Here is a 24,508-nt window from a genome sequence, read left to right as displayed (position 1 = left end):
AGGATGGATGACTTCACCAGCTATTCATACCATTAACACTATGTAAAGTTTCAATTCTCAAGTATAATAAACAAGCAATCAGCATGGATATTCGGGAGTTTCATCAATCTTTAATTCAAAAACAGATTCCTATAATTGTCGATAGTCTTGAGGTTAATCTTTACTTAACAGAGCAAGGCTATAAAACTAAATTATTCGATCTATATAACTTTGAGAGTCAAGAGGTAGCATTTTTAATCTTTTCAGATTATAGGTATTACTACAAACTCAAAGAATTGTGGCAAACATCAAAAAGCCGGATAGTTCATCTACCAGCAGTCAAGTTTGATGGAAGTTTGGAAACAATCGACTATTCATTTAAGCAAATTCTAGCTGCTGATATTGAGCAATGCTTAAACATCAGATCTAACCTTTATCAAAAAATAGCGGAAGCCGACAGCGAATTATCCTTATCTGACTGGAGAGGCAGTAAACTAAATTGTCACCTTGGTGAAAGCATAGAAATAGCCAACAATGATGAGGAACTGGATCCAGGATGGTTTTACTCGATTGCAGAATTTTTAGAAAGCTCAATCGTTAACACTAAGGGGGATAAAGCAAGCTTTTCTGTAGACGGTACTTTCTTCTTTGATGGTATTCTGTATCAAACGACAACTGAAGATACAAAAGAAGAGAATATTAAACCTTTAAAATACCTAGCAGAGCGGGTTGCATCAAGTCAAGAAAAGTACCTTGAGATAGAAGATAATACGATCGCACGCTTGATTGTAGACGGTCAGGACTTAACATCAGTTTTATTAGATATGACTTACCACATGGAAAGGAATTTGAGTCTCACGGAAATAGCATTTGGGTGTAACAATGGTATTCTGGAAACGATTAATTGGGGAATCAATTCAGTCCTTAATGAGGGAGTTTATGGCACGCACGTTGGCATAGGTATGGCACAAAAAGCTCCCCACATTGACTTTATTTCCCAAACCTTAAAACTGATTTGATTACTGGGAAAACTTTATTTTCATGACAGTAGCACTTGTGTTGATTGTTGATAGCGAACTTTGTGAGCTTTCCGATCGGGATAGTTCAATAAACTACTAAGAACAAAAATTTCTAAAAATGCTTCCTGATTTCCGTAATACAGAATCTTTGATATCTGCCTCACATAGACCAGAAATATCTCAAGAATTTAATTGGATAAATTGCTGGTATCCTATTATTTTTGTACAAGATTTACCTCAGAAGCGACCTTATGGATTTTCTGTGTATGATGAACCATTAGTATTATTCAGAGATGCTAATGGCAAATTTGGCTGTTTACAAGACATTTGTCCTCATCGAACAGCTAAACTTTCTCAAGGACAAGTCGTTGATGGCAAACTAGAATGTTTATATCACGGTTGGCAGTTTAATGCTAATGGAAAATGTCTGCATATTCCTCAGTTGTCACCAGGAAGTAAAATCCCCCATAATGCTTGTGTAAAATCTTTTACTGTGATAGAAAGACAAGGCATTGTCTGGATGTGGCCTGGAAACGCAGAAGAGTCTGACGAAAAACTGATTCCTGTGTTAGCAGAATTAGACGATCCTAAATTTATAAAAACCGATTATTTACTAGACCTTCCTTATGACCAATCATATTTTATAGAAAATGTTATTGATCCAGCTCATTTTCCAATTAACCATAATGGTAAACGTTTTAAGCGAAAAGACGCACAACCTCTAGAAATGGAGGTAATTGATGTTTCAAGTCGAGGAATTCGGGGTAGATATAGAAATCAACAAACAAATGAACCTTGGGTATCTCTTGAGTTTATTGCTCCCAATTTAGTGAGATATGCATCTTGGAAAGAACAAAGTTTGTTTGGGGGTGCAGACTTATATTCCATACCGACAGGTAGAGGAAAATGCAAGATTCTACTTAGGAATTATGATAGCGTACTTACTTGGCGCAATAAATTACAACCTCGCTGGCTTGAGCATTGTTCCCGTCATTTCATTTTGGAGGGAGATGCAGAACTTATCCGAGAACAACAGATGCAAATAGAAAATTTAGCCAAGAGTATGAAAGAATTGTTTTTGCCATTGAAAACTTCTGATGTCTTGGTAATTGAATATCGTAAGTGGTTAGATAAATACGGAATTGATTTGCCATTTTATCAAGGATATGAAACAAGCAATCTTAATGGTGTTCTACAATCAGTAGAGATAGGGAATCGCTTCACCCGTCACACTCAAATCTGTAATTCTTGCAATCGAGTTCATCAGATAAGTAATCGAGTAAAACAAAGCTTTATTATAGCAGCAATTATTCTTGCTGCTATAGCTATGATTACAGAAAATTATCAAGCACGTATCATTGGAGTTAGTTTATTTATTTTGTCATTGAGTATAGCATCTGCAGCTCAGAAAGTGAAAATATTACTTGAACGTAATTATCTTCGTCAATACATAACAACAGAAAAAATAAATTGAATCATTGAAAAACACTGATTCCGATTATCGTAACTCTGTTAGTGGTGGGAGGTTTAATTATCTTTGTACAGTCATCTGCAATAGCGCTTCGCGCTGCTGCAAGCAGATCGCACCATTTATCTACACCCTATTTTAAAACATACCCGACTCTATGAAACTAACTAGAGAACAAGTAGAAGAGTACGAAGTAGAGGGTTTTTTATTCATTAAAGAACTTTTTTCCCCTGATGAAATGTTGCTAATCCGCGATCAAATACCAACGGTAATAGCAGATGAAGCCGTTGGTAAGGTTTGGGAAGAAGATGGGAAAACCTTACGCACTCTCTACGGAATCCATTTTACGAATCAAATCTTCCGCAATTTAGTTCGTCACCCCCGTCTGCTGCAACCTGCACAACAACTTTTCGGAAAAGACTTATATGTTTTCCGCAGTAAAATTGTGATGAAGCCAGCTTTCACCGGAGGGATGTGGGGATGGCATCAAGACTCCGCATTTGCCCAGTATTACGAAGAAATTCCCTCGCCAAAAGGTGGAAATGTCATCCTTTTCTTAGATGACGTAAATGAATTTAACAGCCCAGTATATTACATACCAGGTTCTCACAAAGAAGGTATACTTGAAGCTGCTAATTCCTCTTCAACGACTAACTCATCCTTTACGCTAGCCAAAGAAACAATCGCCAAATTTGTAAATAGAGGGGGGATTGTAGCACCGAAAGGAGCGGCTGGTTCGGTTTTATTCGTACACTACGATACATTGCATGGTTCAGTTGGTAATATTTCTCCTTTTGAACGTAGTAATTTTGTAATTACTTACAGTTGTACTGAAGAGAGCGCCCTTTCCCACAAAAAAGAAAAACCTCCTTACTTGTCAACTTCAGATATCACACCGCTGCTACCTCTTAGTGAAAATGAATCAATTCGCCTACTGACTAATAAATAGGATAAAATTACTAGACAAGCAATGAAAATACTGGGAATTTCAGCTTACTATCATGACAGTGCCGCAGCATTAGTAATTAATGGCGAAATTGTGGCGGCATCTCAACAAGAACGTTTCTCTCGTCAAAAGCATGATGCCAGATTTCCAGGGGATGCAATCTCTTACTGTTTGAGGGAAGCTTCTTTCAAGATTAAAGAATTAGATAATATCGTTTTTTATGAAAAGCCTTTCATTATGTCGCCCCAAAAAATTGTTTATTCCATTCAAGCACTCCGAGGTATAGCTGCAAGTCTTGTAGTACTGTTTCATACTCAAGGTTTAATTGAGATTTTTTCCGATCAATATAATGTTGATAACGGGTTATTAAACAACTTTTTTCATTTAAAAGATTTTGGAGCAATCGGGGTCGATATATTTTTTTTTGTGATGAGCGGATTTGTGATGGTTATTGTTACTAAAAACAAGTTTCACCAGCGAGAAATATCAGTTAAATTTTTCCTAAAAATAATTTTTAGAGTTGTACCTATTTACTGGTTTTACACAACTTTAACTATTTTATTGGTATTATTTTATAATAATTTTTTTTCAAAAATGTTTTTTACATTTAGTGCAAGTTTTTTTGATGCAATAACTTCAATGAAAACAATTTTTTATTCTTATTTTTTTATTCCACCTTCTAGCTCTTTTAGAAAATTTTATCCTATTCTTTCTGTTGGTTGGTCACTCAATGTAGAAATGTACTTCTACATAATTTTAGCTTTTACTTTAAGATTTATACCAGAAAAATATTTCTTACTTTTTATAATAACTTTTTTTTCTTTAAGTTCAAGTGCTTCTATTTTTATAAATAATCCAGGAGCTATATTAAGTCTAATCACAGCTCCTATCTGTCTTGAATTTGTTTTTGGTTGTTTGATAGGAGTTTGGTATCTCAAAGGAGTTGATTTGACTGTAAAACAAAGTAAATTGCTTTTTTGGACAGGTGTTGCTAGTATTAGCACTTATATTTTCTTCCAATATCCCCAGTATTCAGGAACTTTGGCTTGGTGGCAGGATTCAGTTAGATTTTTTTGGTGGGGAATACCAAGTGCTTTATTAATAGCAGGTGCAGTATTTTTAGAAAAAGCCATTGATTATAAGCCTCACTCTTTTCTCCTATCTCTCGGTAATACCTCTTACTCTATTTATTTAATTCATATGTTTGTCTTATCATTCATAATGACATTATGGTTTGATTTAAACTTACATCAATTAATACCAATAGACTTACTGATTTTAATCTCGTGGGTTGTCTCTATAACTGCTGGGTATTGTTCTTATATAATTTTAGAGAAACCTCTAATTGAGTATCTTTCATCTAATAGCTTATTTTTGAGTTTAGGGGAAAAATCCAGAGTATAAATTTATCCAACATACCCAGTAGACAGCTTTTAGAATCGATCAAACCTATTTTCTTATCTTAATTATTGAATGCACCATTGATTCCGGTAAAATAATTAATATTTATGAGTACAACCCAGATATTTATGAGTACAACCCAGAGTGGAGAATTTATCAAATTCTAGTAGGATAAATTAAGAGATTGAAACTAATGATAACACTTAATCATCGGTATGATTTCCTGCCTCGCTTTTTCCGATTGGCGCTGATGAATATTCTCTCCAGTATTGTTGTGCCTTTGTCAGGTTTGATAGACCTAGCTTTTTTAGGACACTTATCTGACATCCGTTACTTGGCTGGAGTAACCTTAGCGATGGTTTTGTTTAACTATCTATATCGCGTGTTAAACTTTTTACGGTTTTCCAGCAATGGTATGACAGCACAAGCTGTGGGAGCAGATGATCGAGAAGCTATACTGTTGGTTTTACTGCGGAATGGTCTAATTGCCTTAGCGATAGGTATATTGATTCTGATTCTTCAGTACCCTTTGCAAAAGTTGGGGTTTACCTTTTTGGTAGGCGCAACCGAGGTAAAAAATGCAGGTATTGACTATTACAATGCCCGGATTTGGGGTGCGCCTGCGGTATTGTTCAATTTCGTTTTAGTTGGTTGGTTTTTCGGACGGGAGATGAATGGCTTTGTTGTCCTGTTATCTTTCCTGGAAAGCCTTACTAATGTGGTGCTAGATTACATATTTATTATTCGCTGGGGTTGGGGAAGTACGGGGGCAGGGTTGACCACAGCAATGAGCCAGTATTTATCGTTTTTTGTGGGTTTGATTATAGTCGGTTTTTACATCGATTGGTCAATCGTATCAGCAACTATTCAAAAAGTTTTAGATTGGTCAGCTATCAAAGCCACCTTTAAACTAAATGGGGATATGTTAGTTAGGAATTTAACTTTAGTTTCTACTTTATCCATTTTCGTAGAAGTGAGTTCAGCAATGGGGACAACTATGCTGGCTGAAAATAGCCTACTGATTCAAGCAGCAGCTTTTAATATGTTTGTGATTCAGGGAGTAGGATTTGCTACCCAAAGCCTAACTGGAAACTTGAAAGGCAAGGGAGATTCCGAAAAGCTTGAACCCTTGTTAAAGATTTCCATTCTCACTAGCTTATTCCTTTCTATTCCTGTGGCAATTCTGTATATCCTCTTTCCCCAGACTGTATTTGGGCTGTTAACCAACCACAGGGAAATAACGGCATACATCTCTAATTTTACTCTCTGGCTATTACCTTACCAGGCATTTTTTGGAATTACTTGGATATTTGAGGGATACTTTGGGGGTTTAACGGAAGGGAAAATATTACGGAATTCTGCTTTAGTTTCCTTTGGGCTAGGATTTGTGCCCATTGCTATAGCAGCCTGGTATTTTCACAATAACCATTTGTTGTGGTTCTCTATGTCATTAACCCCATTAATAGGTATTGCAATATTTGGGTTACGGTTGATAGAAACCTTAAGAACTAATGTTGAGAATACTACCACTTCTCCGACAGTTGTTGAAACTTAATCCTCATACCTACTCCCAAACCAATCTAAAAATACCTATGCTGGGGAAGCTGGAGAAACTGCGGCAGAGGATAAGAGGGAGTCTTCTGCTGAGCAGCAAGTAAAATCCCAAATTGCCAGATTTTTAATTCATAGAAAAAATACGCGGTCGCAAAGGTGACAAAGATGTCATGTTAACAACCTTTCGCCTCAATCAAACCGGAGTCTGTGGTACAATATAAGATGGGGCGATTACTGGCTCGATGTTCTAGATATGCCAATTGCGAATAGATTTAAGCACCATGAGGGGGCTTGCGACCAGGTGCAGAGATATTGGTCAGGGTACACTCTTAGCGTCTCCCCAACTCCTTTGTCAGAGCATCTTCTTGGTCAATTTCGCTCCCGTAAACGCCATTGAACAGCGATAACAAGTTGAAATTTTCAAGAATCCGCTTGGCATAAATATGCGGTTTTGAAGTCGCAACAAAGATTTTACAACCAGCCGAGGGAATGGTTTTTAAGGTTGCTGGAATTTCAGGATAAAGAGAGTTTTCCAACAATCCAATCGTAGAATAGCGACGACGATAAAGTGAAAGTGCTTGAGCGATTACCCCAGTCATTTCCAAATCACCTGTAGTGGTTGGGGTGGTTTCGATATCAGTAATCAGATCTGGTTTCTCCGAGTCACAGGTTTCAGTTAAATGCGCTAGCAAGATCGCAAGCGCTTTCTTGCGGGCGAGAGTTTATCAGCAAGAGGCTGCGGTGTCTGTGGGGAAAAAGGGGGCCTGAGGTACGGATTTGGTATCATATCATGTCCGGTTAAACACCCATAATTAGGAATGACTTGGGAGAAGGGTGACACGGTGAAGCGGAGAGATTTTTACCAAGGGTAATTAGGCGGACATCATATCACCCGCCTAGATTCTCCTTGACAGTTAATCAGAATTTAAAATCTCGTTTAATCCGGCAGTAACATCCAGTTTAAGACGAGCTTGTTCACCCGATAGTAATGTCAGAGGTTCAACGCGATTCTCGCTAGCATCAACACTCTTGATTACAGAATCATAGGCTGCGGCTAGGTAACTGGATACCTCTTCTAACTTAGCTAACTCGTCGGTACTTAGAGACAAGCCTCGTTTAGCCTCAATCGCACTCACTAGAGGCTTCAGCACCACCTGTTCCAGCTGGACTTTATCCCCAAATCGGACCGCTGCGTCCTTAGCGAAATCTGCGACTCCTTTGGCGACGGCTGGAATGACAGCCGAGTAAGCGTTTTTGGTCTGTACTCCCGTAAATTCGCTATAGATGCGGGCAGAGTGGAACATGAGGTTATTGGCGAGAATCTGAGCTTCGTAAACTTTTAAAGCTTTATCATCTCCTTGTTTGAGTCCCGCTACAGGATCGTAGGTGGTTAAGTCTAAGCCTTGCTCAATACCAAAGGCTGTCTTAATCTGGCGTTGCGACTCTTCTAGAGACATTCCTGAATCCACCAATCCTGTCATCAGGGTTGTTAAAGGAGTGATCATCTCTACCCCAGGAACCACAGACAAGGGACTGTAGACAGGAAGGTTAGTAGAAGTATCGATTCCATCAACCAAGACAATCCGTCCCTCATCTTCATCAATGTGTCCATTGTCATTTTTATCGAAGGAAAGGTAGGGAATGTCGATCGCATAATGGCCTTGAAAATCAGTGAAGGTCAACGGTTCTCCCGCATCAAAGATACCGTTGAAATTGGCATCAAAGAAGACCGTACCGCCGACAATCGTTGAGTCAAGCGCCCGTCCCACTTCGCTGGAGGATCCCCCAAGGGTAAATTCTGCCAGCTGGAATCTTGCTAAGTCTCGCTCCCAGACGGTTGCGCCAAATAGTTTAACCAGACACTCAACGAAGGCGTAAAGTTTTAGCTTCAGATCAAAGAGGCTTAGAGGATCATCAAGGCGCTCAAAAATTTCCAAAGCTCGGATTTTTCCGTCGTATTTTTGGTCTGTGTCGGAGATTTCTCCAACATCGATGATGTCGAATCCACCATCCGCACCGATACCACCACCCATAAACCCACCGAAGCCGATGAAATTTAAACCACCGCCCACCGAGATAGAAGAATTGGCGTAAAGCTCGTTTTTATCGTAGACTTGCTTGCCGCCGACAGTTTGTTGCTCACCTAAGTAGGGACGTTTACCTGCGGTGTCTCCACCCATTTCATAGCTCTTCGCCGTCCAATCTGGTACAAACATGCCATTAAGAATCTTCTTGACGTCTCCCGTGCCGATCCATTCCTGAAACCCAAAGGTATCCAAGGCTAGGTCGATATTAGTCCCTAGATGTATGTCTCCATCGATAATTCCGGAAACAGGCCAAAAGACCGGGAATGCCTTGCTCAACTCGAAGTTTAATTCAAAATCGGGTACGTCTACCTGGATTAAAGTCGCCGGTTCCCCGAAAATCAATTTCAGCACATCTAGAGGGTTTGATAAAATCGGGAAATCTATCCATCCCAAATTTTGCAGCTTTTGAAGCTGACCCTTAACCGCTGTTAATGATTTATTATTCGCTTGATTTCCACTTTGATTCTGGCAAGTTTGATTCGGGGGAGTTTGATTCGGGCAAGCAGCAGTGGCGGGGTTATCACTCACTGTCTGATCGTTAACTGCCCCACCCATAGTCTTACCATATTGGTAACTGTAGCTTGAACCAATCAAAATGTTACCAAAAGAATCAGCGTAAGGCATGAATTGAACACTGGTCAGAGGACTAGGTGTAGCACCAGTTGGAGGAACAATCCTGACATCTATTGGTTTAACTAAGTAACCATCAGAAGAGATGATATCCAAATCGAATGCGGACGCTCCTTCTAATTGATTACTGAGGTTATCGACGACGTTAATGAGAGTGGATATTCCACCGATAAAATCGAGGAATTTATTGATTTTGCGAATCTGTTCGACTTTCTCATCTCTCTGTGAGCCAGCATATAGTAGCATTAAGCTTTCCGGTACTTCGATCAGAGTTACGTAGCCGTTTCTATTTTGATCGAATACCCCTTGTAACCCCAGTTCATTGAACACCTTCACGTCCGCAGTTAAGGCTTTGGCTACCGGCTTAATCGGTTCCATAACTTCATCAATGTCCTGAATCAGGGGTTCTAACTTCTTGGAAATGAGAGAACCTAGATCTAAAGTGAGATCGTAAATCCCAAAAGTGAACTTGCCTTGGCGAGCAACATTTCCTAAATCCCCGACAAATTTGTATCCTAAGTCGAGGCCAAGTTTGAATTTAACGTTGGGGAGAGGAAGACTTTCCTCGTAAGGACTAGCTACACCTCCAGTTCCAAACTTGCCAAGCCCCGCGTTGATGTCGAGAAACAGGGAAGTATCCCCACCTACAGACCATTGAAACGCCTTTTTCAAGCCTTTAATTTCATCCAAACTGAGAATTCCATTGACCTCCTTTGTCCCTGGATCTTTTATCGCAACTTCAAAGAATCCTCTGGCTTTACCAACAGGTTGAATTTTTCCTGATGACACTTGTTCGACAACTTGAGTACCAGGTCCGGAGAAAATAACTCCCCCATTCCAAGTATGTGTTTTGTCGTCAAAAGATAATGCTGAGTTTAAGGGCTGATTATTGAAACTATCCTCAAGAACTTTTTGAGGTTTCAGGGTTAGTTCTAATTTCTTGAAATTATTCTCCTGGTTGGTAGCAATGAAGAATTGATCTTTAAGTTCGGAAACTCCAATTCCCGTCTCTCCAGCTTTGACATTATCGTACAGGTTCTTAAGTGTGGTTACATTTGTTAATTCTGGTGGAATTGTTGCCCAGTCTGGTAGGGGTACATCAAACAATGCTTCTAAACTAGGAATCCCATTGAGTTTGAGATCATCTTGGTTTTTGTCCGCGATCACAATCGAGCGAGTCTCATTGTCATCATATAAGGCTGGATCTAATTCATAACTGTAAGTTCCATCTGCCTTGATAATTAGCGTCCCGAACTTACCTTTGATTCTGGTGGTTTGATTGCCTATTACCGGCACGGGTTCTTGTTTCTTTCCAACTAACTGCTTATAGACTTCGGGAATAGATCCACCCTTAGCCGGATTAGCTGGTTGCATTGGCGCTTGTTTTACGCTCGCGGATAAGAGATACAATTCGGCTGCACCACTGACATCTAGAGTAGCCTCTATCTCAGCAGAAACTTTGGTAACGAGATTCAAGCTATTGGGATCGTCAGTATCAGAAGTGGGATTCTGAATAAACCAGGGGCGAGACTCTCGCAGTAGGGTATAGTTTTTATCCAACTTACACTCCGGCAAAATACAGCTCGTGTTCGCGTTTTTTTGCTCGGTGATCGTAACTTTAACTGACTTAGTTCCCTGAGTATTCCAACCGGAGACCTTGTTTGCAGGATTAGCTTTGAAAGACAATTTCCAGTTGTATTGACCATTACTTTGTGTTCCTGTTATCTTAACAACCCCAGATGTCGTGTTACATTGCTTTTCCTTTCCATCAGCATTCAATTTACTACAGGTAGAATCACCCTCAGATATTTTTACTGCCTTGTTTTGGGTCTTAAAAGTATCTCCTGTCAGGGTATTTCCTGCAACTATGACTCGGTTCTCTTCAGGCTTTTCAGGATTATTTTCTTTGTCAAAGTCCACCGACGCCTTGTAGGTCTGAGCCGAAACGCTAAACACAGTCGGATCGGTATATTTCTCGACTTTAACCTTAAAGTCTATTTTCAAGGGTTGAGACACTTCGCCATAGACATCGGCTACTTTTATTTCTGTCGTCTTGAAGACGATTTCTTGTGACGTTAAATGCTCAAGAGCCACTTGAAGCAACTCCCGTTTACCTTTCAGTTCAGCTGTAACGCTTCCTAAGAGATTCTCCGGATCGACAGTGGCTTTAAGTTGAATTTTTTCTTGAGAATTAGCATAGATAGCAGATGGCTGTTCTAGAGAAATCTCGATAAATTTAGCTTCCTTGCCATCTTTTTTCGCTATGCCAACGATTTTCCCTAGATGATTGATAGTGTTACCCGATTTTTTAATTGCAGGGCCGACGCTGATACTTAGATCCGGTGGAAGTTGGCCGAATTCCCAATCAAACTCAACACCAACAGGAGGAGAGATTGTAGGTTTTTCCGGATTCAAACCACCTGACCCGGAAAAATAAACATCTATTGGATTAACAGCACCACTCGATGTCTGGACACTGAAGAGGTCAGTTCCCTTGGTCTTGGGATCGCCGAGCAACTCATCTAAAGCTTTCTTATCCGTGACGATAAAGGCGTCAAAACCCTTACGGTACTTCACACCAGCTACCACGTCTAGGTTATATTTCGCGCTGAGTATAAATTGCCCATCGAGAGTCATCACTTTGGGTAAACCTAGATCCGTAGCGAATTCTTCGTTAACGAATGGATAGCCATGACCCAGACTAAATTTAAACAGCAACTTCTCGGTATCGAATTTGATGACTCTTACAGGAACCTCTGTGCCGAAAGCGTTATTTATCGCTTTCTGTAGCGCTTTTTCTAAACCTTTGGTGGTCAAGTGCGGTTGTGCCAGGATAGCGCTTTTAAGAGGACCGGTGAAGCGATCTAAGAAGCTTGGAGTCCGGCTTTCGTTAGCTGTATTTCCTCCATCACTAGCGGTTTCGCCACCTAAGCGACCAATTAGGGGAACATCGGTATTGTATACAGCCTCTTGCAAAGACTCGAAGGCGAGAACTAATCCCTCGCTAACTTTTGCTCGGTCAAGGGTTTGTTCTTGTAGTAGGAAACTGAAACGCCCGTTCCCAACTCGCTCAACTGTAACCTCCGTCTCCGTACTATCGATTAAGTTTCCTGTAAACGTTATCCCGTCATCACTCTGGAGTGCTAAACCATTAGCTGTAACAACTGGATTTGGGTTTTCATTTTCCTTAAAGGTCACTAATTCTAAGTAACCATCGGTCTGATCGCTGAGGTGATAACTGAAGCGGTCATGGACTACCCAATCTTCATTATTTTCATCAACTCCTTTAACCTCGCTGTTCTCGAACTTGTAAGTATAGCTACCATCCAATTTTAGGGTCAGTGTTCCATAGCTACCTTGGATTGATTTATTTTCGGTGACTGCGACTGAATCATCCGCGAATCCGAGCGGGTTTGTATCGAAAATGGGATTAGCTAATACTCGTTTATCTTTATCCCGCAGGTCTTTACCGTTTTGATCTCGGATATACATATTGGTGACAACCGTTTCAAGGGTCGTCGTACCTGCTTTAGTAATCTTGGGATCTTCCTCCGTTGGTGTTCCTATCACACCACTGGTGACGATCGCATTCCCCGTGATTACATCACCCTCAATCTCGATCCCCTCGCCATTAGCTTCTGCTATGCGCTGATCTCCATTCTGGGTGATTACAAGATTTAAGGTGTATCGAGTTTCGGTGGTTTGATCGTTTTCGTCTTGATCTTCTAGGTAATAGACAAAGCGATCGCTGATTACCCAGTTTGGCTCTGGCTCTGTAGAGACTTTGTTTACATCGTTTACATCGAGGGTATAAGTATAGCTACCATCAGCCTTCAAGTTAAGCGTCCCGTGAAGTCCTGGAATATCAGTGCCAACTTGTTCAGCAGTTGCTGTTGTTACATTGAGAGCCCTGATTTCAACGGCTAACTGCTGCTTAACTTCAGTTGTTTCGCCATTGGGTTTTAAGGTGTAATCGAATATATCAAGCAGTTTTCCAGTTTCTGGCAACTGTTGGCGACTTTTCTCGCTGAGTGCCGATAGCAGATTAGATTTGATCTCGTAGGTATAGTCTCCATTCGATTTAACTTTGATATTTCCGTACTCCCCAGAGACCTTCTCTTCACTAGAGATCGTCTGTTCCTTAACCTTCGTGATCGTGTACTCAGTTTTAATTTCGCCTGCGTCGAGAACTTGGTTAATCGCCCCTTTCATAGAGTTGTAGAAGGGATCTTCACTCCCTACTCCCAAGGTGAAGTAAATATCGGTATAGCGGGGAGTGAGATCATCATCGTTAGAAACGAGGTTGTTGAAAGCACCAATCCTCACTAACTGCCACTGATTCCAGTTGTTGCGATCAAATGTTACGGGATCGATTTCTAGATAAGTAGCGTCAGGGTAATTGTTATAGAGAATGTCGTTGTAGTAGAACTTGAGTTCAACATCTTGTTGAGGTTGAGACTTCAACCCTACTCGGAAGAAGGTTTCTCCACCTTCATCTACTGCGAACCCTGAATCGGGAAGTAGGAACTTAAGTCCGACTTCTTCGTTATCGATAATGCGCACTCCCGCTTGTTGAGTGTCAGGGTTTCTTGCATCTAATGCGTAGTAATCCCCTGCGTTCGGAGCTTCAATTTTCAAGATAATCTTTTCAAATCGCTCCGCTAGAGATTCTTCGGGAGTGGAGTCGTCGATGGGGAACAGAGGCAGACTCGCGCTTTTTTTACCTTCTGGGATATAGAGAGTCCCTGTGCGAAGTGTTTCTGTGTCGTACCCTTGAAAATCTGGTCCTGGATCTCCTTCATGGCGTTGTCTTTCAGCGGTTGCGCCGTTGCCATCTTCAGTCCCGAAGACCGTGTATTTAATGCCAATCCCTCCTGGATATTCCACTGGCCCGCTATCAACGGTGACGGTAAAGTAACCTGGATGAGTGTTTTCTTGGGCGTTCAAGTTAACGGTGGCGCGGACGATGGGTTTGTCATTGTCCTCAATATTGACTGGAATAGGATTGAGAGGGATAGCGTTATAAACGGCATCCATTTTCTGGATTCCTAGTCCCGTGATTGGGTTGTTAGGCAATTGTCCTGTATATTTTCCATCCTCTGATGTGAGAGGTGGTTCAAGATCTGTCCCATCAATCTTCGCTGTAACGATGAGATTTGTTTCTTCTGTCGCTTCAGATTGATCGGCAAGGGCGATGGTGAAATCGAGTACATGGTTCGCCTTGAGATCTGTGCTTTGGGTAAAGTAGAACCGCTCATTCAGGGTTTGTCCAGCTTCTATGGTTAATCCACTCAGTGGGGTATAGGTGAATTCTCCTTCCCGTGTCCAATCGATCGCTCCATAAGTTCCCGTGACTGCTATTTCTGAATCAGTTAGTTTTACCTTGAGTTGGGAACCGTGGTTGTACTCGACTATATCGTCATCAACAGCGGCTACTGCTACAGTTCGCTCTAGGTTCCAATTTTTCTGATCAAAGGTGAGTCGGATTGGATCTCCTGCAAGTTGATTGGGGTTGTAGAAGAGGTTCCCTGTCTTGGTGATTAGAGGCTGAGTTTCTACTCCTTCCTCGAAAGGCAGATCAATCCCTAGGTGGTCGTGGCTAATCTCGCCGTAACCATCATCGATCGCGTAGGAGAAGTTATCGGTCAGTCCTGCTTTATCAGCTGGTTTAGTTTGAGTGTAAGTGTAGCGCCCATCAGGTTCCCAAGTTAAGGTTCCATATTCGCCGTTAAATGTAGCTGAGCGACTCTTCTTAAACTTTCTAGTAACGGGGTCAGCGGTTTTAATTTCTACGATCTTCCGCTGTGGATAGAGGGTCAACTGCTTGTCAATTGGATCTAGGATGACGGTTACAGGTGAGGTGGGTTGGCTGGTTAATTTGACTTTGACCGTGTTGATTGCCCCTTCCGCTAGACTCACTGTTCCTTCTTCATTGGGGAGATGATCAAAGGATATATCGACTCCAGCTTTGTCATTATTCTCGCTAACAGCATTAATCTGATTGACTACGCTGTTATAGATGTAATCAGCGCTGCTCGCTTTGATGACATATTTAAATTCAGCCTGATCGTCGTCATTTTCATCATCCTCTCCAACGATTACAAATGATTTCTGTGTATCCCATTCATCAGGTAAAAAGTAGAGAGTAATTTCGTCTTTAAATTTTAATTCACCTGCGTTGTTTTTGGCGACTAATCCATCTTTGATACTATTACTCGCGATCTTGAGATAAACTCCCTGCTCTGGACGACTGCTTAATTTAACTTTATAGGTTGTCCGTACTGGGTTGTTTTCTGCCAGAGTTACTGGTTGAGATATCGGTGTCCCATCGCCATTTAGCAACACTATTTCCGCTTTATCGTTATCGATAATCTCAATAACGGCAGAGTTATGCAAGGTGTCGGTGTAGTAGTTTTGACTATCGACTAAACCTGAAGAGATATTGACTTTAATAAACTCTTTCGGTTCAACCTTATGATCGTCAACTGTCGTTACATCGATAGTTGCCTCAGTTTGACCTTTTCTAATCGTGACGTACCCTAAATTCTCATTCTCTTGCAAGTGAATAACTCCCTCGTTATCACTTACCAAGAGGTCTGCATCACCATCTCCATCCCAATCTGTAAAGGTATAGAATTCTACTTGGTCGTAAGGATGGCTCAGGGTTTGTTCCCGATAAGCGGTCTGATGGAGGACAGGAGCAATATATTTGGGGATTAAGGAGTTAGTTGCCTCGACGAAGTAGGGTTTTTCCGATGTACCGAAGTTTTCTAGGTAGCGTAATTTACCTGGCAACTCTCCAGCTCGGTTTTTGGGGTGGTCGATTAGCAAGTCTTTATCGCCATCTCCATCGAGATCGATGAATTGTAGGAAGTATCCTTCGGCGGATGGTGTGGACAGAGTTTTCACAGGACTCTGTTGTTGTCTGGAGAAACCTGTTTTGCTGGTGTTACTGAAGTAGGAAATCTCTCCAGAGTTAGTGATGGTTAACAGTTCTAAGGTGCCATCGCCATCGAGATCTACTAGCGTCGGGGATACGGGTTGCCCAAAGCTGAGGACGCTACCATCGGATTTTTCCTGGGTGGGGGAGCTAAATGCTGGATCGATCGCATTACCTTTGTTCTCAATCAATTCGATGGTTCCGTTTTCGCTTCCTACTAGCAGGTCAATGTCTCCATCTCCATCGATGTCGCCAGCGGTGAGGGGTTTAGCTCCTTCTAGTTTGATGCTAAGTTTGGTGGTATTGAATTGTGGGTTACCTGATTTTGTCTGTCCTTTGTTCTGGTAGTAATAAAGGTTGCCGTAATCATCTAGAACCACCGCGTCGGTTTTTCCATCTTTATTGAAATCAGCAACTGCAAAGGTGGTACGACCGCCGAGTTTTCCAGCGTCGAGATTGAAGAGGTTGGTTTGAGTTTCTTGAAATCCGCTGATGGGTTCGTAATCTTCTCTTGAAGTTGCTGATTGTCGAACTTCCCACAGTGCGGGATTCTTCCAATCTGAAATTTCTGTTCCGTCCGCAGCAATCAATTGAGATGTACTGGTTTCACCCACGAGATTGAGGGGAGTTAATTGATTGAAGTTCCAGTAACCTTTGAGGTGTTCGTCTTCCTTCGAGACAGTTATTGAGCGCGATCGCTGGATTTGCGTTTCTGTTCGAGCAACATCCCACAAACGCACTTCATCAATCTGACCTTTTAAGTAATCAGCGTTTCCTGTTTTGCCGATGCTTGTAATGTTGGGTGCGGATGCTAGAGGTGATTGTTTCTCACTCCATTGTTTTTGTCCGTTGATATATAGGCTGGATTGACCAGAAGCATCTACCGTATAAGCGATATGGAACCACTCATCATCACGAATCGTGTCAGGTATATTGACAGATTTCTCTCCTGATGCAATGTTGAACTCGATTTTACGATTGTTCAAACGCAGGTATTGTTCACCAGCTGCTAATAACCCCTGAATTCCAGTCAATTGATTGGGACGCGCCCAAAGTTCTACCGTAAATTCTGTCCCTAGAGGGATGCCATTTTCGCCAATATTGATGTAGCGCTTTCCGTCTATATTCAGGGCGATATTGCCAGGGGCGTTGACATTTGGTGTCTCGACTTCATAGTAAATCTTGGTGTCTTGCTCAGGTGGCTGAGCGAGTTTAAACGTCAACTGGGTTGTTTCCCCTTCTTGTACTGAAGCAGAAGTGGCAGATATTGTAACCAGGGTGGCGTTTTTATCAGGTAGGGCGAGTTGACTGGTGATAATCTGCGCTTGCGTATCGTAGTTTGCAGGTGGGGTAATGGGGATGTTTTGAGAACCTGAATTGACGGTAAAGTCAATCTTTTTCCCAGCGGTGAAATTAATATTGGGTTCAAATTTCCACTCGCCAGATTCATCGACCTTGAGTTCCCCGAATTCTGTGATGATGCTTTCTTGATCAGTGACAGAAGCGACAATCGGCAAGTCTGCACCTTGGGGAGTATAAGAGAAAGATGTCACATTAGTTACTCCCGTCTGACCGACTAACTGGAAGTGTGCTTCTACTGTCGGTTGACCGTTCACTAAACTTACTGTGACTTTAGCATCCGGGTCTTTTGCTACCCCATCCGTAGATGCAAAGTAGATTTTGATTCCCGAAATGGTTATTTCTCCCTTACTCCACCCTGAGGTCAAGAAGTATGGAGTGACTTTTACGTTTAAATTCAAGTCGGGGTTACTTCCCTGGGGAATGGGGAGAGTGAGGGCACTCCATTCCAGGCGGAGTAACTCTTGTGCGCCTTCTTCAGCAATTAACGATCCATTGTCAATTTTCCAGTTCCAAGAAGTAATTTGTTCTGGGTCAGCATCAGATTCGTCGCGGTATTGAACCTGAATGGCGCTTAAATTATGGCTTGCATCTACAGTTGTGTCATCGAATCCAATGTCTTTAATTTCCTGATTAGCTTTGATGGTAATTCTGTAGTCATCGCTTAACTGTTTCGGGACAATTAAGACATTTACAAATCGTTCACCCTCACCGTATTGACTTTCTCCTTGCAGCGATTCAGGTACTATCTGGAGCTGAGAATCTGCGTAGTTTCCAGCAGCTTTAATAGCAGTTACTTCTACAAATTGAGGTTCATTCCATTTTTCCGGGGTGAAGGTGAATTCCGTCTTGGATAGTTCTATGTCTGCTCCCCGGTCTTCTCCATCAACGCTGAGACTTACGGTGACATCAACCTTTGGTTGTGTCGCCAACTGATAGCCCAATCGCACTACTTGTCCTTCCGTTAACGTAACTTCACGGTCATTCTCTGCACTGAGTTCGACAGGGGTCAGCGGTACCGGAGTGTTACCCGCGTTATTGATAGCGGTATCAGTTTCAATTTTTCCAATAAATCCGGAAGAAAAATTTAGGTTAGCGTCACTCTTAAGCGTTAACCCAGAAACTTTGTATGTTTTCCCGTTGTATTGAAATTCCTGATCTTCGACTTTGAGCTGAATTTCGCTATTGCTTTTATCTTCCACCGTTGCCGATATTCTGACGGGAATGACTATACTTGACGGGGTGAGATAGTCAGCAGAGATCACTTGTGGCACGTTGCTATTAAGAGTTTGCCACGCTACCGATAGATGAGCTTCATCTCCGGTAGATTCTTTGTGAAGGGCTTCTATATAATATTGCTTTCCTTGCTCTAGGAAAATTTCTTCTGATTTTTGGCTTTGCCCCCAATCCCATTGTTGATACTCAGGAAAGCTAGGAGGTGGAGTTAAATCATGATCATCAATCTTTGGTTCTTTAAGAGTTGGATTTTTGCTGACAGCAGAATTCTGAGTTTTAACTTTAAATGAAATTGCCTTTTCTAGAGCAGTTTCAGCATTGTTATTGAGACTGATTTCCCAGGTATATCTGTATTCATTACCAATATTTTCATTTTCTTTATTGTTTTTCTTGCAAACTGTGTACGGTAATAAGTAGTTTGCTTCCTCTCCTTTCTCATTAGCAAGCGACAAACAGTCATCCTTATAGTATGTTGGACTAACATTAGTAGTCAACTCAAATATCCATTTTCTCCCCTCGTTATTCCGCGTCAAGTCAACCTGAACTACCTCCCCTGCTTGAAGTGGAGGTATTGCAGGCGCTGTCATTTTTGCCGTTCCATAAGCTTTTGCTTCTTCTACTTTAGCTATTGTCTGGGCTTGATCTGGGTTTGTACCTTCTGGATTCAACTTCAGTACTGAATTGTCATTCGAGGCAATCCAGAATTTGTACATCCCAGTTTCCGGGGGAATTAAATTACCCCGAATTCTTGTTCCAGAGTTATCTCCACTATTGGGAGCAACGTCGAATAATCTAGATAGCCAAGTTACTGAATCAGGGTTATGAGGATAATTTTCGTTCGAGGTTAAATCCTCAACCGTCGTTCCTGGTATTCCTTCCCAGACTTCTTTGATAAAGCCTTTGTTCAATTGGAACGGAGTTAAATATTCACTGGTGATGATTTGTGCTGTTTGTGAGCTAGGTGTTGTCCATTTGACACTTAGTGTTCCGCTGCCAGTTTGTTCTTTGTAAAGCGCTTCGATGTAATATTGCTTACCTGCCTCTAAGGAAATGGTGTCACCGCTTGCTATTTTCTCTCTGCCCTCGTAATTAGAGCCATTTTTGTTGAACCAAAGCTCGGCTGTATTATTTCCCTCAACGGTAAATGTATAATCTCCTGTCTCAGGGGCAGCGAGCAACCCGCGCAACCGTCCGAAAGCACCTGTATTTTGCTCAACACTAAAATCTGGAATCAGAGAAGCTTCTGAAGGCTGATCCGGGAAATATGGACTTAAAATTAAATCCTCTAAATCCACGACTCCATTCTCTGTGATATCACCGATCTCAACGATATCACCGATGCTCTCAACCCAAATTTCTTTGGTCAATCCTTGACCGCTAGCGCCAGTAGAGATAGCACGACCTTTTCCTCCCACTTTGGTGAAGGTGATTTTTTCTACGAGAGGATCGTTTTCTTGGACGATTAACCCTCCCTGATCATCTTCTCCAACAATTTGAAGTTTAGGAATTAAGTAGGCGATATCCTCATCGCTGGGTCGATCTGGGTTGTGTTGGCTGATAATTAGATCCGCTTTGTCGTTGTCTATAATCGTTACAGTAGCTGGGTTTCCGTCACCGTCAATAGTAAATTCACTTGACTCAGCAAGGGTAATTTTAATATCGCGGTCTCCATCAACGATAAAGTTATCGATGGCATTGATGGGTATATCAACACTACGGGTATATTTGGGAATAATTAAACTTCCGATAGTTCCTTGTCCAAGTATCTCGTAGTCTGTTCCTAGTTGAGCCAGCCCTGTAAGAGTGTAGTGAACCGTCAATTCTCTTGATACAGGTTGATTCAGATTGATGCTAAATCCGCTCTCGTCACTTTTCCCTGCCTCTTTAACAACTGTGGGAAAGTTTGCTTTTACGTTGATAAACAATTCACGCTTACTGACATCAGGGATATCCCCTTCAGCAATCTTCAATTTGTTGTATTGAGCGGCAGTCGGTAAACTGCGAGATATATTGTAATTGCTATCTTTGCTAGTAGCGCTTAAGGTAACAGGCTTATCTGCTGTAGCTGTAACTTGAAGAGGTTGATACTGATTCCAATTATTTGAGGTAAAGGTAATACCATTAACTGTTACATCTGCAGTTGGCTTAACTGTTACATCTGCAGTTGGCTGACTGCCTAATTTGACTTTGAAGCTAACTTTACCGTCGCTGGGAACCAGAGGGTTGTCATCACTGACTACTTCTTCATTAATGCTATCGACGACGATTAGTTCTGCCTTGAATTCGTCACTATCATTAATTGTGAGATCAGCACTAGCACTGCCCAATTCATAAAATTGGTATTCACTACCCAGGACATTATCCAGAGCATGATTGATATTGCTATCAGTAAATGTCTCTAGGGTGAGGGTAAATTCTTCTGGTGCTTCCTTAACTACATCAGGAAGGGCCGCAAAATAGATCTTCGCACTATCTTTATCGACCGGGACGACGACAGCATCTACGATTTGATGATCTGTGTGTACCGTGTCATTGTAGTTATACTGAGGGGCGAGATAGTCCTGTGCTGCTCCCTCATTTACTTTCGGTTCAATCTTGTAGTAAACAGGTAAGCCAGCAGCTAGGGCGTTGTTAAAATGATTTCCGTTGACGGCACTATCTAATTTGACGGTGACATAACCGAGGGATTTTAATTCATCTACGTTAATTTCATTGCTCTTGGTGGAAGATTCCAAAGGATCGGATGCTTCTGTAATTTCTAGTTTGGATTGACTAGAATCAATTGAAGCTATGTAGTTAATATCTTTAATGGTTATTGTGGCGGAAGATTCTGTGCTTGTGCCGCGCTTGTACTCATTGGTTGGTAAAAGCGTTATTGTAAAGCTTTCATCTCCCTCTTTGTCTTTATCGATTAAGGTAGTAATCTCTAACGTTACTGTTTTCGACGCGGACTTCAAGGTTATTCTGTCATATTGCTTAGATCTAAAGTCCTTATCTATCATTTCATCAACATTAACGTTACTGATGTAGTAATAGACTTGAACATCAACATTAGAGGGATTGTCAGCGGTTATTGTAAATCTGGCGTTCTCTCCTTCTTCAACAGTGCTACCTGGATTGACTACTTGAATCTTGAGTGTAGGTATATTGTCGTTGAAGTCAACAGAGTTGCCATCACTAACCCCTTCTCCATTATTTTCTTGAAAGATAGCTGAACCCTTTGCCTGACCAGAATTCGCCCCTGTTCCACCTTTAACAAGGTTGCTGCTGAAATTGCTATTGATAACTCTTAACTCAGCGTCTTTCTTGGCGAAGATAGCACCACCTAAGCCAGCACCACCGCCTCCTTGACCTCCCGGTCCAGCAAAGTTGTTATCATTCTCATGCCCCACTCTTCCTTCACCCTCAGCTCCATTACCACCAAGTCCAGATCCTCCAGCACCTCCAGAGCCTCCAAAACCATGCCAGTTATCCCCGCCTTCCCCTTCATCTTTGCCGCCGCCGCCGCCGCCGCCGCCGCCACCTCCGTAGCCTCCAGCACCTCCAGAGCCTCCATTCCTGCCTGCTTCCATACCTGCTCCTTTATCATCACCACCACCACCACCGGCACCACCGCCTCCTGTTCCCCATAATCCTGATTCTCCATTTTGTTCTTTACCAGCCGGACAATCCTTTTGTGAGCAAGTTTTGCCTCCCTCTCCACCATCCCCCGGAATGTTTTCCTGGTTGTCATAGAATTCGTTAGTAACATTGAATTTGCCCCCTGAACCACCTTTACTACCCTGTTGATTAAGGTATCCTCCCTGTCCAGCCTTTCCATTCGCATTTCCACCCAATGCTCTATTTCCTGAAAAAGTAACATCTTGAACGACGACTTTTCCCTGATCAATAAACAAAGCGCCACCAGCACCTAGGCCGCCGCCACCACCATCTTGGACATCTTCACCTTTGGCTAATCCGTTCGAGAGTGTTAGGGTATCAAAAGTCAGCAAATCCGTAGTATTAGTAGTATTAACACTAAGGATTTGGTGGTTACCTGCCCCACTAATAGTCTGATCGCCATCCCCAACGATGAAGAGTTTGCCACCTCCGGTAATAGTCGGCAAAGAACCAGAGAGTGTAATAGTTCCGCTAATCCCTCTTAAGTCAATAATTGTTTCTTCTGCACTATTTAAAGCTCTTGTAATCGCATCTCTTAACGAACCCGCCCCACTATCATTGGTATTAGTTACTTTAATAATTTCCAGCACTCCGCTGTATTCTCTCATCGCCTCTTCCTGAAACGCCAGAGACGACGCGACCAAACCACTCTGATACTCTAAAGACCAGTCTCCACCGAGGTTACTATTGCCTGTTTTATCCTTAGAAGCTGCTACATCCGCCCCTGTTAACTCGCTCACCTGTTGCAGAAACTGCTCGCCCACTTCAGTCGCTGCTACATCACACCCATAAAGGAGAATATCTCCTCCTGTAGCCAGTGCTTTCCCCCACTGACCTAACCCCTCGCTATAGTTACCGACATTTTCAGCCGTTAACTCTCCATCCCCTAGTTTCAGAGCGCCTGCTGTCCCGTGAGAGACTATTTGAATGCTCTTTAAATCCTTGTATTGTCCCAGTACCTTCGCAATCTGTCCCACCCCATCTTGATGGTCATCAAGTATAAAAGCCCGCGTATTGGGCGCGACAGATTTAGCTAGTTTCTGGTAGTCGTTGACACCAGGGTCTATAAAAACGACTGTTTCTGGTAATTGGAGTGTGGTGAGGTTGAGGGCACTTGCCGCCGTTTTCACCAAAGAGATATTTACTCAGAAAAACAATCCCAGGGCGAGGGCTATTAAGGTTTTGAGCGGTTTTCTTTTCATGACAACGGGGCGTTGTATTGATTAAAAAAGAGGGCATACCTAGCACAGGTTAAACCCATTTTCCATGTGTTTAACCTGTGCTTTATGTAAAGCACAAGTCTTTCCTAAGAAGAGGTTAAGGCCAAATTATGCCATATCTCTTCTTAGTCATTCGACTGGTATATTTTTCAGTCTTTCTTCAAACCTTAGTTAGCTTACTAGGTTCGGAGGAAATAGGCAATACCTAACTCAGATTTTTTTTCCAGGACAGGACTTACCCACGCGGGGCCAAAAACCAGAAACCCGGTTTCTGGGTCAATCTCCCGACTCTACACCCACGATTTTTTCTAGAAACCGGGTTTTTTGCCAAGTCCTCAGGGATTTCCAAGTCGTGGAGTGGACATCGGACCATGATTAAATCGCTAAAAAAGCTTAACTAAACTTAACCATAGCGACTCGCAACGAGGAGGTATTTTTGTGGTAAGTTAACCCAAGTTGCTAGTTATAACTTGTGACAGCGGTAATTGCTCGCTTGCTAATTGCTAATGGCTAATTGCTAATTGGGTTAACAGGCTTTTGCCTTCTTGACAACTACCCATTAGCCATTAGCCATTAGCCATTACCAGTACCGCTTGATGTAACTAGCAACTTGCGTTAAGTTAAACTAGATTGCCGAAAATCAAGGCAGAAAAACCGCGAAACCTTTTTCACAAAACCTCCATTTTTTTTCTTGATGTTCCGAGTACGCTAGGCTTCGTATCTAACGCAAGTTGCTAGTTATCTTTTTAGGGCTGAAGACAGGTTAATGGCTAATAGCTAATGGCTAATGGTAGACCCGAAAAATATTCCCATCAGCAATTAGCAATTAGCGATTAGCTTCTGCTGTGCAACCCACGATAGTGATAACTAGCAACTTGGGTTATCTAGATAAGTGCCGATCTAGGAATGCCAATTCGTGAGGATTGGAAGCCCACACCATAGCCGAAGGAGGCTTGGTGTTGGGAGGATGTAACTATAATGTGCGTTGAATCACCCGTAATCAAAACCT

7 protein-coding genes are annotated in these 24,508 nt (G+C 42.0%); 5 read left to right on the top strand and 2 right to left on the bottom strand.

Annotated elements, in window-relative coordinates; all coding sequences use genetic code 11:
• The first annotated feature begins 83 nt into the window (after nucleotides 1-83).
• The 5 genes from MiSe_RS19010 to gntT all read left to right on the top strand — a co-directional run bounded on the left by MiSe_RS19010 (nucleotide 84) and on the right by gntT (nucleotide 6,368).
• Nucleotides 84-998 (top strand): CgnE/CgnB domain-containing protein, encoded by a 915-nt coding sequence (locus MiSe_RS19010; RefSeq protein ID WP_226583616.1) that lies wholly within the window; start codon nucleotides 84-86, stop codon nucleotides 996-998.
• 118 nt (nucleotides 999-1,116) lie between these two features.
• Complete coding sequence (locus tag MiSe_RS19005; protein ID WP_226583612.1) at nucleotides 1,117-2,472, top strand: aromatic ring-hydroxylating dioxygenase subunit alpha; 1,356 nt, start codon at nucleotides 1,117-1,119, stop codon at nucleotides 2,470-2,472.
• A 151-nt stretch (nucleotides 2,473-2,623) separates the two neighbouring features.
• Complete coding sequence (locus MiSe_RS19000; protein ID WP_226583610.1) at nucleotides 2,624-3,415, top strand: phytanoyl-CoA dioxygenase family protein; 792 nt, start codon at nucleotides 2,624-2,626, stop codon at nucleotides 3,413-3,415.
• A 21-nt stretch (nucleotides 3,416-3,436) separates the two neighbouring features.
• Nucleotides 3,437-4,816 (top strand): acyltransferase family protein, encoded by a 1,380-nt coding sequence (locus MiSe_RS18995; protein WP_226583607.1) that lies wholly within the window; start codon nucleotides 3,437-3,439, stop codon nucleotides 4,814-4,816.
• A gap of 190 nt (nucleotides 4,817-5,006) precedes the next feature.
• Nucleotides 5,007-6,368 (top strand): guanitoxin biosynthesis MATE family efflux transporter GntT, encoded by a 1,362-nt coding sequence (gntT, locus tag MiSe_RS18990; RefSeq protein WP_226583604.1) that lies wholly within the window; start codon nucleotides 5,007-5,009, stop codon nucleotides 6,366-6,368.
• Nucleotides 6,369-6,696: 328 nt separating this feature from the next.
• On the opposite strand, the gene MiSe_RS18985 is transcribed toward gntT, so the two are convergent.
• Nucleotides 6,697-7,059 carry an HAD family hydrolase gene (locus MiSe_RS18985; RefSeq protein WP_226583601.1) on the bottom strand — a complete coding sequence of 121 codons (363 nt, stop codon included), beginning with the start codon at nucleotides 7,057-7,059 and terminating at the stop codon, nucleotides 6,697-6,699.
• Nucleotides 7,060-7,281: 222 nt separating this feature from the next.
• Nucleotides 7,282-23,409, bottom strand: coding sequence for a DUF4347 domain-containing protein (locus tag MiSe_RS18980; RefSeq protein ID WP_226583598.1), 16,128 nt, complete (start codon nucleotides 23,407-23,409; stop codon nucleotides 7,282-7,284).
• Nucleotides 23,410-24,508 lie beyond the last annotated feature (1,099 nt).

Origin of the sequence: Microseira wollei NIES-4236, from assembly GCF_020521235.1 — a bacterium.
GTDB lineage: Bacteria > Cyanobacteriota > Cyanobacteriia > Cyanobacteriales > Aerosakkonemataceae > Microseira > Microseira wollei.
Note: the sequence above shows the minus strand (reverse complement) of the source record. Positions and strands in the feature narration are given on the sequence as shown.

What these genes read in the sequence shown, in the direction of transcription:
- MiSe_RS19010 (WP_226583616.1), top strand. Translation starts at nt 84, where the DNA reads ATGGATATTCGGGAGTTTCATCAATCTTTAATTCAAAAACAGATTCCT.
- MiSe_RS19005 (WP_226583612.1), top strand. Translation starts at nt 1,117, where the DNA reads ATGCTTCCTGATTTCCGTAATACAGAATCTTTGATATCTGCCTCACAT.
- MiSe_RS19000 (WP_226583610.1), top strand. Translation starts at nt 2,624, where the DNA reads ATGAAACTAACTAGAGAACAAGTAGAAGAGTACGAAGTAGAGGGTTTT.
- MiSe_RS18995 (WP_226583607.1), top strand. Translation starts at nt 3,437, where the DNA reads ATGAAAATACTGGGAATTTCAGCTTACTATCATGACAGTGCCGCAGCA.
- gntT (WP_226583604.1), top strand. Translation starts at nt 5,007, where the DNA reads ATGATAACACTTAATCATCGGTATGATTTCCTGCCTCGCTTTTTCCGA.